This is a genomic window from Segnochrobactrum spirostomi (assembly GCF_009600605.1).
Taxonomy (GTDB): domain Bacteria; phylum Pseudomonadota; class Alphaproteobacteria; order Rhizobiales; family Segnochrobactraceae; genus Segnochrobactrum; species Segnochrobactrum spirostomi.
In genome coordinates this window covers 3,515,540-3,528,428 of record NZ_VWNA01000001.1, presented here as the reverse complement: position 1 = coordinate 3,528,428, position 12,889 = coordinate 3,515,540, and the positions used below count along the sequence as shown (strand labels likewise).

The following is a 12,889-nucleotide window of genomic DNA, read 5'->3' as shown; positions in this document are numbered from 1 at the left end:
CGCGATGCAACAGAGGGACATGACCAACATTCGTTCCGTCTGCGTCTATTGCGGTTCCGGCAACGGGATCGATCCGGCTTATGTGGCGACCGCCGAGGCCCTCGGTCGGGCGTTCGCCGAGCGTGGCATCCGCCTCGTTTATGGCGGCGGATCGATCGGTCTGATGGGCACGGTCGCCCGCGGCGCGCTGTCGAACGGCGGCAAGGTCACCGGCATCATCCCGCAGTTCCTGCGCGACCGCGAAGTGATGCTGCTCGAGGTCGACGAATTGATCGTCACCGGCGACATGCACGAGCGCAAACGGCTGATGTTCGAGCGCGCCGACGCCTTCGTCGCGCTGCCGGGCGGGATCGGAACGCTGGAAGAGGTCGTCGAGATGATGACCTGGGCGCAGCTCGGCCGTCACGCCAAGCCGATCGTGCTCGTCAACGTCAACGATTTCTGGTCGCCGCTCGTCCACCTGATCGAGCACATGCGGGCCCAGGCCTTCATCCGCCCCGGGCTCGACATCCATTTCGACATGGTGCCCGACGCCGCCGCCGCGATCGACCTCCTCACCCGCCACGTGGCCGCCGGCGATGACGGCGAGACGGCCGTGCTCGACCGGCTGTAACCCCCGCCGACGGCACCGCACAACGACGCGTCCGGCGGAGAGGACGCCCCGGGGCTGCCGGCCGCGGGGCTTGGTTCGTCACGACGCCCGGCGGCGATGGTCGAGGGAGGTGTCGCGGGCCGGGTCGGCGCCGGCCTTGAGCAGCTTGTAGTTCATCGAATCCATCAGCGCCTGGAACGAGGCGTCGACGAGGTTCGGCGAGACGCCGACGGTGAACCAGCGCTCGCCGGCCCCGTCGCGGCTCTCGATCAGAACGCGGGTCGTCGCGCCGGTGCCGCCGTTCAGGATACGGACCTTGAAGTCGACGAGTTCCAAATCCGCGATGAGCGACTGATAGCGGCCGAGATCCTTGCGCAGCGCGAGATCGAGCGCGTTGACCGGGCCGTTGCCCTCCGCGACCGACATCAGGATCTCGCCGTCGACCTCGACCTTCACCACCGCTTCCGACACGGTGACGAGATCGCCGGTGGCGTTGAAGCGCCGCTCCACCATCACCCGGAACGACCGCACGTCGAAGAAGCGCGGCAGCGTGCCGAGGGTGCGGTGGGCGAGCAGTGCGAACGACGCGTCCGCGCCCTCGTAGGCATAGCCCTCGGCCTCGAGCGCCTTCACCTCGCGCAAGAGCGCGTCGAGGCGGGGATCATCCTTGGCGATCACGATGCCGACGCGGTCGAGCTCGGCGATCAGGTTCGACTTGCCGGCCTGGTCCGAGACGAGCACGCGGCGGCGGTTGCCGACGCTCTCCGGCGGCACGTGCTCGTAGGTCGCCGGGTCCTTGAGGATCGCCGAGGCGTGGATACCCGCCTTGGTCGCGAACGCCGCCTCGCCGACATAGGGCGCGTGGCGGTTCGGCGCGCGGTTCAGGATCTCGTCGAAGGCGCGGCTGATCTGGGTCAGTTCGCCGAGGGCCTGCTCGCCGACGCCGATCTCGACGAGGTCGGCGAACTCGCGCTTCAGCTTCAGCGTCGGGATCAGGCTGACCAAGTTGGCATTGCCGCAGCGCTCGCCGATCCCGTTGAGCGTTCCCTGGATCTGGCGCACGCCGGCGCGCACCGCCGCGAGCGAGTTCGCGACCGCCTGCCCGGTATCGTCGTGGGCGTGGATGCCGAGATGCGCCCCCGGAACGACGGCCGTGACGAGGCGGACGATGGCCTCGACCTCGTCCGGCATGGTGCCGCCGTTGGTGTCGCAGAGCACGACCCAGCGCGCGCCGGCCTCATAGGCGGTGCGGGCGCAGGCGAGCGCATAATCGGGGTTCGCCTTGAAGCCGTCGAAGAAGTGCTCGCAATCGATCAGCGCCTCGCGGCCGGCGGCGCGCGCCGCCTCGACGGTGTCGCGGATCGAAGCGAGGTTCTCCTCCTCGGTGGCACCGAGGGCAACGCGGACGTGGAAATCCCATGTTTTGGCGACGAAGCAGCACGCATCCGCACTCGCCTGCAGCACGTCGACGAGACCCGGATCGTTGGAGGCCGAGCGGCCGGGCCGCCGCGTCATGCCGAAGGCGGTGAAGCGAGCGCGGCGGGTGCGCCGCTCGGAGAAGAACGCCGTGTCGAGCGGGTTCGCGCCGGGATAGCCGCCTTCGACATAATCGACCCCGAGCCGGTCGAGCAGCTTGGCGACGGCGATCTTGTCCTCGAGCGAGAAATCGAGCCCGTTCGTCTGCGCGCCGTCGCGCAGAGTGGTGTCGAACAGAAAGAGGCGATCGCGGGTCATTGTCCGTCTTCTTCGGTGTCGGGCCGCCCGGCGTTCGTCGGCGGCCATCGGGTCGTGTCGTGATCGGGGTGCTGATAGGAGACGAGGCTGGCGAACGCGGCCGGCGGCATGTCGGCCTCCGTCTCCCGGCCCTTGAGATGCGCGAGCCGATCGAACCAGGGCATTCGCCCCTCGGTGCCGTATTCGATGACCGGCTCGACCGCGGCGGGATCGTCGAGGCTGCCGAGCGCGATCGCGATCTCGTCTTCGCCGTCGAGCGCGTAGGTCAGCGGCGTGCCGCAGGCGGCGCAGAAGCCGCGGGTGACGATGCTCGACGAGCGGAAGACGGCAGGCGCCCCCCCGCGTCCAGTCGAGCGAAGCGGTCTTCACCGAGCCGAGCGGCGCGAAATAGGCACCGAACGCCTTCTGGCACATCCGGCAATGGCAGACCGACGGCTTCAGAATCTCGCCGCGGATGCGATAGCGCACCGCACCGCACTGGCAGCCGCCGGTCAGGATGGTCTCAGCGCTCATGCCTGGCTCCTTGCGATCCGCCGCGCAGGCCGCCCTTGGGTCCCCGGGACAGGCCCGGGGATGACCGCGGAGGGGTACGGATTGCGCGGCGGGTTCACGGTTCAGCGTCCCCGCATCGTCGGATCGACGGACCAGTCGGTGCCGTCCTTGGTGTCCTTGAGCACAATGCCGGCGGCCGCGAGTTCGGCGCGGATGCGGTCGGCCTCGGCGAAGTCCTTAGCGCGCCGCGCCGCGAGGCGGGCGGCGATGCGCTCGGCGACGAAAGCCTCGTCCACCCCCGCCTTCGACGCGTCCGGCACCAGCGCGGCCGGGTCGAACCCGATCAGGCGCAGAGAGGCGGCGAGTTCGGCCGGCCGGTCTTCGGAGCGGTAGAGCTCGGCGATCGCGCGCGGCGTGTTGAGATCGTCGCACAGCGCCTCGAGAACCCCCTCGCCCGGACTCGACACCGCGTCCGGATCGGCGGCGACCGCCTCGCCCCAGCGAGCCAGGATGCGGCTCGTCTCCTCGAGACCCTTCAAGGTCCAGTCGATCGGCTGGCGATAATGCGTCTTGAGCATGTTGAGGCGCACCACCGGCCCCGGCCAATCGCCGAGCGCCTCGCGGATGGTGACGAAGTTGCCGAGCGATTTCGACATCTTCTCGCCCTCCACCATCAGGAAGCCGTTGTGCATCCAGACGTTGGCGAGCGTGCCCGTGCCGTGGGCGCAGCGCGATTGCGCGATCTCATTCTCGTGGTGCGGAAACACGAGATCGATGCCGCCGCCGTGGATGTCGAACACGTCGCCGAGGAGCGCACCGGACATCGCCGAGCACTCGATGTGCCAGCCGGGCCGGCCGGGCCCCCAAGGGCTTTCCCAGGCCGGCTCGTTCGCCTTCGAGGGCTTCCACAGCACGAAATCCATCGGATCGCGCTTGTAGGGGGCGACGTCGACCCGGGCACCGGCGATCATCTCGTCGAGCGGACGGCGCGACAGCCGGCCATAATCCGGCATCGACGGCACGTGGAACAGCACGTGGCCCTCGGCGACGTAGGCATGGCCGCGCGCGATCAGCATCTCGATCAGCGTGACCATGTCCATGAAGCCGTCGCTGCGGCGGATATAGTCCGTCGCCCGCGGCTCGTGGGTCGGCCGCAGGCAGCCGAGTTCGTCGATGTCGGCGTGATATTGGGCGAGCGTCGCCTCGGTGAGCTCGCGGATGGAGACGCCGCGCTCCGCCGCCCGGGCGTTGATCTTGTCGTCCACGTCGGTGACGTTGCGGACATAGACGACCTGATCGGTGCCGTAGAGGTGGCGCAGCAGGCGGTAGAGGAGATCGAACACGATGACCGGCCGCGCATTGCCGATATGGGCGAAGTCGTAGACCGTCGGCCCGCAGACATACATCCGCACGTTGAGCGGATTGATCGGGACGAAGATCTCCTTCTCCCGCGTCAGCGTGTTGTAGAGCTTCAATCCGGGCGAACCGGTCTCGACCGACATGGAATACGACGCTCCCTCAGCCTCGCTGGCCGGGCGTCCGTTTCCTCGGGGGATTGAAGGGAAAAGGATGCAGCGGCAGCCAGCGTTCAAGCTAGCCGCAAATAATCTTTCCGAACTGGTGGATCGCGTGCATCGACGCTTTCACCGCGCTGTTTCCTCGCCCCTTGCTTTGACCGATCGGCTTGCCGACGTCAAGCGGATCGGGGGAGAAGGGGCAGCATCCGTGCCCGCATCCGGGCTGGCGAGCCCGTCGAAACGGCCTTATCTTCGTTCTGTACGATCCGGCCTTCGAGCACGGAGGAGCCCATGGCCAGTGTCGTGATCCGAGACATCGATGCCCGCCTCGAAGCAGAGTTGCGGGCCTCCGCCGCGGCGAACGGCCGCTCGGTCGAGGACGAGGCTCGCCATATCCTGAGCGCCGCTCTCGAACCGCGGAAGCCTGCCGCTCGCAATCTTGCGGAGGCCATCCGGGCACGGTTCGCCGGCCTCGAGGTCGACCTGCCGCCGACGCCACGCGACCAGATGCCCGAACCGGCGCGCTTCGAGCCGTGATCCTACTCGATACGAACGTCGTCTCCGAGCTGATGCGTTCTTCGCCGGACGGGGGCGTCGAGGCATGGGTCGGGCGGCGCAACGCGGCCGATCTCTTCCTCAGCAGCATCAGCGTCGCTGAGCTTCTGTATGGCGCGGCTCTACTGCCCGCTGGGCGACGTCGCGATGCCATCAGCAACGCCATCCGCGTGATGGTCGATGAAGACTTCAGCGGTCGCATTCTCGATTTCGACCGGCGAGCCGCCGGCTTTTATGCCGATATCGCCGCTGCCCGTCGCCGCAGCGGGCGACCGATCAGCCACGCGGACGCTCAGATTGCCGCCATTGCACGCGCCGCGAGCCTGCGTCTCGCAACGCGAAACGTCGTAGACTTCGCCGGTTGCGATCTCGATGTCGTCAATCAGTGGTCCGACGACTGATGCCGCCTCAATCCTCGACTTCGTCCGACGGAACGAGCCAGGGTTCGGCCAGAGCCGCCTCGCGCCAGGCGACCAGGGCCGGGAGCGCGAGGACGGCGTCGATATAAGCCCGCGTCTCGGGGGTGACGGGCACATCGTAGGTGTCGAAGCGGGTCGCCACGGGGGCGTAGAAGGCGTCCGCCGCCGAGAAGGCGCCGAACAGGAACGGACCGCCCGCGCCGAATTCCGCCCGGGTCTCGCGCCAGATCGCCTCGACGCGGGCAATGTCGCGGGCCGCCGCCTCGCCGCCGCGCGCCTTGCGGGCGAACCTCTTGCCCAGATTCATCGGATAGGCCGAGCGCAGGCCGCCGAAGCCCGCATGCATCTCCGCGCTGATGGCTCGGGCGCGGGCCCGCGCCGCGGCAGCGCGCGGCCATACGGGAAGATCCGGGAAGCGTTCGGCGAGCGTCTCGATGATGGCGAGCGAATCCCACACCCGCTCGCTACCGTCGATCAGGCACGGCACGCGGCCCGACGGGGAGAGCTCCAGGATCCGTGCATGGGTGTCGGGCCGGTCGAGCGGGATCAGCGTCTCGGTAAACGGGATCTCGAAGTGCGCGAGGACGAGCCACGCCCGCAGCGACCAGGACGAGTAGCGCTTGTTGGCGATCACGAGATGGAGCGACACCGGAAGCCTCCGCGGGCAATGACGGCAGAGTGCACCGACGCCGAAGGCGGCACCAACGAAATCGGCTGATCGTCAGATCACCGGCGGCGATGGATCGGCGGGCGGCGCGCCGCGGTTGCGCCGGTGCCGGCGGCCCGGTCATATGGCGGAAACCGCGCCGGCGTCCGGGTGCCGGCGGGAGCGAGAAAGGCATTTCCCGTGTCGGCCGTGACCCGCCTCGACCTCATGGCGCTCTTCTGGTTCGTGCTCGCCTCCGGCGGCTTCGCTTTTCTCGTCGATCATTCGCCTTTGAAGGTGCGCTCGCTCTCCCATGCGATGCAGCGGCAGCGCTTCGCCTGGATGGAGATGATGGCGCGGCGCGAGGTGCGCATCGTCGATACCGCCATCATGAGCGGGCTGCAGAACGGCACGGCCTTCTTCGCCTCGACGAGCGTGCTCGCGATCGGCGGCGCCTTCGCCCTCCTGAACTCGACCGACCGGATGATCGCGATCTTCGCCGATCTCGCGGTCCCGATTGGGGCGACCCGCGTGCTGTGGGAATTGAAGGGGCTCGGCCTCGTCCTGATCTACGCCTACGCCTTCTTCAAGTTCGGCTGGTCCTACCGGCTGTTCAACTACACCTCGATCCTGCTCGGCGCGGTGCCGCCGCCGGACGAAGTCGACACCGCCGAGGGACGCCGTGCGCTCGCCCGGGTGTCGGAGATGGCGGTCAATGCCGGGATGCACTTCAATCTCGGTCTGCGCGCCTTCTTCCTGTCGATCGGCTATCTCGGCTGGTTCGCCGGCCCCATCCCCTTCATGGCGGCGACCGCACTCATCATCCTGGTCCTGATCCGCCGGCAATTCTGGTCGAACCCGATCTTCCCCGCGCTGGCCGCAATGCGCGAGGCGGCCGCTCATGGCCCCGGGAACAGCGACGACGAGCGCCCGGCGAGCCGATAGGCGACGAGGCCAGCATATTCCCGCACGGCGGCATCGGCGGCGGCGAGACCGGTCGAGACGGCGCGAAGCTGCCGCCATGTCGCCCAGCCGCCGCGGGTGCGGAAATCGACCGGCCACGGAACGAGGCCCGGCCAGCCGGCGGCGCGGAAGACGCCGACGGCCCGCGGCATGTGGGCGGCGGAGGTCACGAGGAGCCAGGTCTCTCCCGTCCGCGGCGCCGCGAGGGGCTTCGACAGGACGGCGTTCTCCCAGGTGTTCACGGCGCGGGGCTCGACGACGAGGCGCGCCGGATCGATCCCCATCTCTGTGAGAAGTCGCGCCGCCGCCTCGGCCTCGGGCGGTTGCCCGGGAAAGGCGAGACCATATTTCTCGCCGCCGGTCACGACGATGCGGGCGTCCGGATAAAGGCGCGCGAGCTCGGCCGCGGCGAGAAGACGATCGATCGAGGCGAGCGGCGTCAGGCGGCCGCGCGTCTCGAGGGTCGCGGTGTCGAGATAGCCGCCAAGCAGCAGGATGCCGTCCACATGCGCCGGCGGCGCGGGCGGCGGAAAGCGATCTTCGAGGCCTTCGAGCAGGAGAAATCCGCCCGGCAGCACGCCGAGGACGAGGAAGCCCGCCGCCGAGAGGCCGACGAGCGTCAGCCCGAGGCGACGGCGGCTGAGACCCAGCGCGGCGAGGCCGGCGACGAGAAAGAGGACGAGGAGGTTCGAGGGCAGCGCGACGAGGCTCGCCAGCAAGCTTGCGATCGGCGCCATGGCCAGTCCTCGAATGCAGCGAACGGGGGTGCCTCACCCACACCGCCCAAGTCCCTCCCCTGCCAGGGGGAGGGACAGACCGGCGGAGCCGGTCAGGGTGGGGTCCGGCGCCGTAAGGCGCCGTGGCCGCGGGCGGGGCGTTCGGGGCTTGGGCGCGGCGGAAAAGCCGTGCCCAGCCGGACCCCACCCCGGCGCTGCGCGCCACCCCTCCCCCTGACAGGGGAGGGGTAAAGGTCGTGTTCTTGGAGGGGGTTGGGCCGCAACTTCGCGAGTGCCAACCAAAGCGAAGTCTAAGCCTCGCCTTACTCAACCTACGCGTCCGGGCAGCGTGACCGGAAGCCGATCGCGTCGAGCGAAACGCACCCGCCTCAGGCGAGTTGATCGACCGAGGTCACCACCGAGCCGACGAGACCGTAGGCGATCGCCTCTTCCGGGCTCATCCAATAATCGCGGTCGGTGTCCTTGGCGATGCGCTCGATCGGCTGGCCGGTCGCCACCGAGAACAGGTGGTTCAGGCGGTCGCGCATCTTGATGATCTCGCGGGCCTGGATCTCGATGTCCGTCGCCGGGCCGCCGGTGCCGCCCGACGGTTGATGCAGCAGGAAGCGGGTGTTCGGGGTGCAGAAGCGGTCTTCCTTCGGCACCGAGACGTAGATCAGCGCACCGGCGCTCGCGACCCAGCCCATGCCGAGGATGCGCACCCGCGGGCGGATGAACCTGATCGCGTCGTGGATCATGTCGCCCGATTCGACGTGACCGCCGGGGGACGACACGATCACGTTGATCGGATCGGCAGAGACCTGGGCGAGCGCGAACAGGCGCGCCGTCACGTCGCGGGCGAGTTCCTGGGTGATGCCGCCGGTGATCAGAACCGTACGGGCATCGAACAGGTGGCGGTCGACCGGAATCGAAGCCGGGGTCTTGGTCTTCTCGTCTTCCTCCTCGTCGTCGAGGCGGGGAAGCGCGGTCGCATAATTCGTCATGCCGGAACTCGTGCGGGTCGCGGGAGCGAGGACGGACGCCCTCGCGAAGGGATGCCTCTTATCTAGGACAGCCAAGCGACCGGCGCAAACCCGTCGCTCGCGCCGGATGCCCTTTGCGGAAGGCGTCGTTTGCCCTATAAGCCCGCGAGCTTTCATCAGACTTGCCGCTGAACCACGCGGGGCGACCCGCCGGGGTGACGCGCGCGCCGATCGATACGGGCCGACATGCCGAAGCGCACCGACATCAAATCCATTCTGATCATCGGGGCGGGCCCCATCGTCATCGGACAGGCCTGCGAGTTCGACTATTCCGGAACCCAGGCCTGCAAGGCGCTACGCGCCGAGGGCTACCGCATCGTCCTCGTCAATTCGAACCCGGCGACGATCATGACCGATCCGGACATGGCCGACGCCACCTATATCGAGCCGATCACCCCGGAGGTGGTCGCCAAGATCATCGAGAAGGAGCGCCCCGACGCGCTCCTGCCGACCATGGGCGGCCAGACCGCGCTGAACTGCGCCCTATCGCTCAAGAAGGCCGGCGTGCTCGAAAAGTTCGGCGTCGAGATGATCGGCGCCACCGCCGACGCCATCGACAAGGCCGAGGATCGCGAGCGCTTCCGCGAGGCGATGACCAAGATCGGCCTCGAGACGCCGCGCTCCCACCTCGCCCATTCGATCGCCGAAGCGATCAAGGCGCTCGACGATATCGGCCTGCCGGCGATCATCCGCCCCTCCTTCACCATGGGCGGCACCGGCGGCGGCATCGCCTACAACAAGTCGGAGTTCCTGGAGATCGTCGAGCGTGGCCTCGACGCCTCGCCGACCACCGAAGTGCTGATCGAGGAATCGGTGCTCGGCTGGAAGGAATACGAGATGGAGGTCGTCCGCGATCGCGACGACAACTGCATCATCATTTGCTCGATCGAGAACATCGATCCGATGGGCGTCCACACCGGCGATTCGATCACGGTCGCGCCGGCGCTGACGCTGACCGACAAGGAATATCAGATCATGCGCGACGCCTCGCTGGCGGTGCTGCGCGAGATCGGCGTCGAGACCGGCGGCTCCAACGTCCAGTTCGCGGTCAACCCGGCGGACGGACGGCTGATCGTCATCGAAATGAACCCGCGCGTGTCGCGCTCCTCGGCGCTCGCCTCCAAGGCGACCGGCTTCCCGATCGCCAAGATCGCGGCGAAGCTCGCCGTCGGCTACACCCTCGACGAGCTCGAGAACGACATCACCCAGGGCGCGACGCCAGCCTCCTTCGAGCCGACGATCGACTACGTCGTCACCAAGATCCCCCGCTTCGCCTTCGAGAAGTTCCCCGGTGCTGAGCCCACGCTGACCACGGCGATGAAGTCGGTCGGCGAAGTCATGGCGATCGGCCGCACTTTCCAGGAATCCCTGCAGAAGGCGCTGCGGGGCCTGGAAACCGGACTGAACGGCCTCGACGAGATCGAGATCGCCGGCCTCGGCCAGGGCGACGACAAGAACGCGATCCGCGCCGCGCTCGGCCAGCCGACGCCGGACCGGCTTCTGGTGGTCGCCCAGGCGATGCGGTTCGGGTTCGACGTCGAGCAGATCCACGAAGCCTGCAAGGTCGATCGCTGGTTCCTCGATCAGATCCGCGACATCGTCGAGACCGAAGCGAAGATCAAGGCGGTCGGCCTGCCCACCACCGCCGGCGCGCTGCGCCGCCTCAAGGCGCAGGGCTTCTCCGACAACCGGCTCGCTCGCCTCGGCGGCACCACCGAAGCCGCGGTGGCCAAGCTGCGCCACGATCTCGGCGTGCGTCCGGTCTATAAGCGGATCGATACCTGCGCGGCCGAGTTCGCCTCGCCGACCGCCTACATGTACTCGACCTACGAGACGCCCTTCGCCGGCGCCCCGGTGAGCGAGGCGCAGCCGTCCGACCGTCGCAAGGTGGTCATTCTCGGCGGTGGCCCGAACCGCATCGGTCAGGGCATCGAGTTCGATTATTGCTGCTGCCACGCCGCCTTCGCCCTGCGCGAGCAGGGCATCGAGGCGATCATGGTCAATTGCAATCCCGAGACCGTGTCGACCGATTACGACACCTCGGACCGGCTCTATTTCGAGCCGCTGACCGCCGAGGACGTGCTCGAACTGCTCGCCGTCGAACAGCAGAACGGGACGCTTCAAGGCGTCATCGTGCAGTTCGGGGGCCAGACCCCGCTGAAGCTCGCCGAACGCCTGACCGATGCCGGCATCCCTATCCTCGGCACCAGCACCGACGCGATCGACCTCGCCGAGGACCGCGACCGCTTCAAGCGCCTGCTCGACAAGCTCGGCCTCAAGCAGCCGAAGAACGGCATCGCCTATTCGGTGGAGCAGAGCCGGCTCGTCGCCGCGGAGCTCGGCTTCCCCCTCGTGGTGCGCCCCTCCTACGTGCTCGGCGGCCGTGCGATGGAGATCATCCACGACGAGAGCACGTTCTCCGACTACCTGCTCGGCACCCTCCCCGCTCTGGTGCCGCCGGACGTCAAGACGCGCTATCCGAACGACAAGACCGGCCAGATCAACACGGTGCTCGGCAAGTCGCCGCTCCTGTTCGACCGCTACCTCGCGGACGCGGTGGAGGTCGACGTCGATGCCCTCGCCGACGGCGAGGACGTCTTCGTGTGCGGGATCATGGAGCACATCGAGGAAGCCGGCATCCATTCTGGCGACTCGGCCTGCTCGCTGCCGCCGCGCTCGCTCTCGCCCGAGCTCCTCGCCGCGCTCGAGGGCCAGACCAAAGCCCTCGCCCTCGCCCTGGAGGTCGGCGGCTTGATGAACGTCCAATATGCGATCAAGGACGGCGAGATCTACGTCCTCGAGGTCAATCCGCGCGCCTCGCGCACCGTGCCGTTCGTGGCGAAGACGATCGGCGTGCCGATCGCAAAGATCGCCGCCCGGGTGATGGCCGGCGAAGCGCTCGGCTCGTTCGGGCTCGAATCGAAGCCGCTCGACCACGTGGCGGTGAAGGAAGCCGTGTTCCCGTTCGCCCGCTTCCCCGGAGTCGACACCGTGCTCGGTCCGGAGATGCGCTCGACGGGCGAAGTCATGGGGCTCGACAAAAGCTTCCCGATGGCCTTCGCGAAGTCCCAGCTCGGCGGCGGCACCCGCGTGCCGACCGGCGGCACCGCCTTCGTCTCCGTCCGCGATTCCGACAAGATCCGAATTCTGGAAGCCTGCCGCACCCTCGTCGGCCAGGGTTTCAAGATCGTCGCGACGAGCGGAACCCAGCGCTACCTTGCCGAGAACGGTATCCCCTGTTCGAAGATCAACAAGGTTCTTGAAGGGCGCCCGCACATCGTCGATGCTATCACCAACGGCGATGTGCAGCTCGTCATCAACACGACGGAAGGCGCGCAAGCACTCGCCGACAGCCGGTCGCTCCGCCGGGCTGCCCTGCACCACAAGGTGCCGTATTATACGACCGTCGCCGGGGCGGTCGCAGCGGCCCAGGGCATTGCGGCCTACGCAACCGGCGTGCTTGAAGTGCGTCCGCTCCAATCCTATTTCGCTGCGGATGCGTGAGATCGTTGCCGGATCGGCCCTTCGCTGCCCCTAAGCGGCGAAGGCTCGGTCCGGTTGCTTTTTGTCGCGCTCCCGCCGGCTATGGCCGCGCGGATGCGAACGGCGGTGCGGCGGCGCACGCGGCGAAAGCCCGCGCCGGCGCACGGCACCGAGCTGAGAAGTCGAGGACCGAATGGAAAAGATACCGATGACCGCCGCCGGCTACACGGCGCTCGAGGTCGAGCTGAAGCATCGCACCCAAGTGGAGCGGCCGCGGATCATTCAAGCCATCTCGGAAGCCCGTGCCCACGGCGATCTGTCCGAGAACGCCGAATATCACGCGGCGAAGGAGCAGCAGAGCCTCAACGAGGGCCGGGTCGCCGAGCTCGAGGACAAGCTGTCGCGCGCCGAGGTGATCGACGTGTCGAAGCTCTCCGGGAACACGGTGAAGTTCGGCGCGACGGTTACGCTGCTCGACGAAGATACCGAGGAGCAGAAGGTCTATCAGATCGTCGGCGACAGCGAAGCCGACGTGAAGCAGGGCCGCGTCTCGATCTCCTCGCCGATCGCTCGCGCGCTGATCGGCAAGACCATCGGCGATTCGGTCGAGGTCGTCGCCCCCGGTGGGGCGCGCTCGTTCGAGATCACCGGGGTGCGCTTCGGCGCCTGAGCGTCGCCGCACGCCGTTCCCGATCATTCCGACCACCAGATCGCAGGGCCGCTCGCGGC

12 protein-coding genes and 1 pseudogene are annotated in these 12,889 nt (G+C 68.0%); 6 read left to right on the top strand and 7 right to left on the bottom strand.

The annotated features are described in order from the left end of the window. The first annotated feature begins 19 nt into the window (after positions 1–19). Positions 20–613 (top strand): LOG family protein, encoded by a 594-nt coding sequence (locus F0357_RS15925; RefSeq protein ID WP_153484175.1) that lies wholly within the window; start codon positions 20–22, stop codon positions 611–613. Between the two features lie 78 nt (positions 614–691). Here the strand turns inward: F0357_RS15925 and cimA are convergent, their stop codons facing one another. The 4 genes and pseudogenes from cimA to cysS form a co-directional block, all read right to left on the bottom strand. Beyond that, entirely contained in the window at positions 692–2,326 is a 1,635-nt protein-coding gene (gene cimA / locus F0357_RS15920; protein WP_153484171.1) for a citramalate synthase, read from the bottom strand. Beyond that, positions 2,323–2,490, bottom strand: a complete 168-nt coding sequence (locus tag F0357_RS24645; RefSeq protein ID WP_246161490.1) for a hypothetical protein — start codon at positions 2,488–2,490, stop codon at positions 2,323–2,325. The genes cimA and F0357_RS24645 overlap by 4 nt, the downstream gene beginning before the upstream one ends. 229 nt (positions 2,491–2,719) lie before the next feature. Further along, positions 2,720–2,839: pseudogene (locus tag F0357_RS25625) on the bottom strand (GFA family protein); the annotation flags it as partial. Between the two features lie 101 nt (positions 2,840–2,940). Beyond that, positions 2,941–4,320 (bottom strand): cysteine--tRNA ligase, encoded by a 1,380-nt coding sequence (gene cysS, locus F0357_RS15910; protein WP_153484161.1) that lies wholly within the window; start codon positions 4,318–4,320, stop codon positions 2,941–2,943. A gap of 306 nt (positions 4,321–4,626) precedes the next feature. Between cysS and F0357_RS15905 the strand changes: the two genes are divergently transcribed. Together F0357_RS15905 and F0357_RS15900 are read left to right on the top strand one after the other, a co-directional pair. Beyond that, positions 4,627–4,872, top strand: a complete 246-nt coding sequence (locus tag F0357_RS15905; protein ID WP_153484153.1) for a FitA-like ribbon-helix-helix domain-containing protein — start codon at positions 4,627–4,629, stop codon at positions 4,870–4,872. Beyond that, positions 4,869–5,291 carry a type II toxin-antitoxin system VapC family toxin gene (locus F0357_RS15900; protein ID WP_312861619.1) on the top strand — a complete coding sequence of 141 codons (423 nt, stop codon included), beginning with the start codon at positions 4,869–4,871 and terminating at the stop codon, positions 5,289–5,291. Before F0357_RS15905 ends, F0357_RS15900 begins: the two co-directional genes overlap by 4 nt. A gap of 7 nt (positions 5,292–5,298) precedes the next feature. On the opposite strand, the gene F0357_RS15895 is transcribed toward F0357_RS15900, so the two are convergent. Beyond that, a complete protein-coding gene (locus F0357_RS15895) occupies positions 5,299–5,958 on the bottom strand; it encodes a glutathione S-transferase family protein (protein WP_312861618.1) in 660 nt (219 codons plus the stop codon). A 198-nt stretch (positions 5,959–6,156) separates the two neighbouring features. Between F0357_RS15895 and F0357_RS15890 the strand changes: the two genes are divergently transcribed. Continuing rightward, complete coding sequence (locus F0357_RS15890; RefSeq protein ID WP_312861617.1) at positions 6,157–6,900, top strand: DUF599 domain-containing protein; 744 nt, start codon at positions 6,157–6,159, stop codon at positions 6,898–6,900. Here the strand turns inward: F0357_RS15890 and F0357_RS15885 are convergent. Both F0357_RS15885 and F0357_RS15880 read right to left on the bottom strand, forming a co-directional pair. Then, positions 6,855–7,655, bottom strand: coding sequence for a YdcF family protein (locus F0357_RS15885; RefSeq protein WP_153484151.1), 801 nt, complete (start codon positions 7,653–7,655; stop codon positions 6,855–6,857). The two genes, F0357_RS15890 and F0357_RS15885, sit on opposite strands and share 46 nt — an antisense overlap. Positions 7,656–8,023: 368 nt before the next feature. Next, positions 8,024–8,638: an ATP-dependent Clp protease proteolytic subunit gene (locus F0357_RS15880; RefSeq protein ID WP_153484149.1), complete on the bottom strand. Its 615-nt coding sequence runs from the start codon at positions 8,636–8,638 to the stop codon at positions 8,024–8,026. Between the two features lie 225 nt (positions 8,639–8,863). On the opposite strand from F0357_RS15880, the gene carB reads away from it, so the two are divergent. Then, positions 8,864–12,181: a carbamoyl-phosphate synthase large subunit gene (carB, locus tag F0357_RS15875; RefSeq protein ID WP_153484147.1), complete on the top strand. Its 3,318-nt coding sequence runs from the start codon at positions 8,864–8,866 to the stop codon at positions 12,179–12,181. A gap of 172 nt (positions 12,182–12,353) precedes the next feature. Further along, positions 12,354–12,830 carry a transcription elongation factor GreA gene (gene greA / locus F0357_RS15870; RefSeq protein ID WP_153484145.1) on the top strand — a complete coding sequence of 159 codons (477 nt, stop codon included), beginning with the start codon at positions 12,354–12,356 and terminating at the stop codon, positions 12,828–12,830. Positions 12,831–12,889 lie beyond the last annotated feature (59 nt).

What these genes read in the sequence shown, in the direction of transcription:
- F0357_RS15885 (WP_153484151.1), bottom strand. Translation starts at nt 7,655, where the DNA reads ATGGCGCCGATCGCAAGCTTGCTGGCGAGCCTCGTCGCGCTGCCCTCG.
- F0357_RS15905 (WP_153484153.1), top strand. Translation starts at nt 4,627, where the DNA reads ATGGCCAGTGTCGTGATCCGAGACATCGATGCCCGCCTCGAAGCAGAG.
- F0357_RS15925 (WP_153484175.1), top strand. Translation starts at nt 20, where the DNA reads ATGACCAACATTCGTTCCGTCTGCGTCTATTGCGGTTCCGGCAACGGG.
- carB (WP_153484147.1), top strand. Translation starts at nt 8,864, where the DNA reads ATGCCGAAGCGCACCGACATCAAATCCATTCTGATCATCGGGGCGGGC.
- F0357_RS24645 (WP_246161490.1), bottom strand. Translation starts at nt 2,490, where the DNA reads ATGCCCTGGTTCGATCGGCTCGCGCATCTCAAGGGCCGGGAGACGGAG.
- greA (WP_153484145.1), top strand. Translation starts at nt 12,354, where the DNA reads ATGGAAAAGATACCGATGACCGCCGCCGGCTACACGGCGCTCGAGGTC.
- F0357_RS15880 (WP_153484149.1), bottom strand. Translation starts at nt 8,638, where the DNA reads ATGACGAATTATGCGACCGCGCTTCCCCGCCTCGACGACGAGGAGGAA.
- cysS (WP_153484161.1), bottom strand. Translation starts at nt 4,320, where the DNA reads ATGTCGGTCGAGACCGGTTCGCCCGGATTGAAGCTCTACAACACGCTG.
- cimA (WP_153484171.1), bottom strand. Translation starts at nt 2,326, where the DNA reads ATGACCCGCGATCGCCTCTTTCTGTTCGACACCACTCTGCGCGACGGC.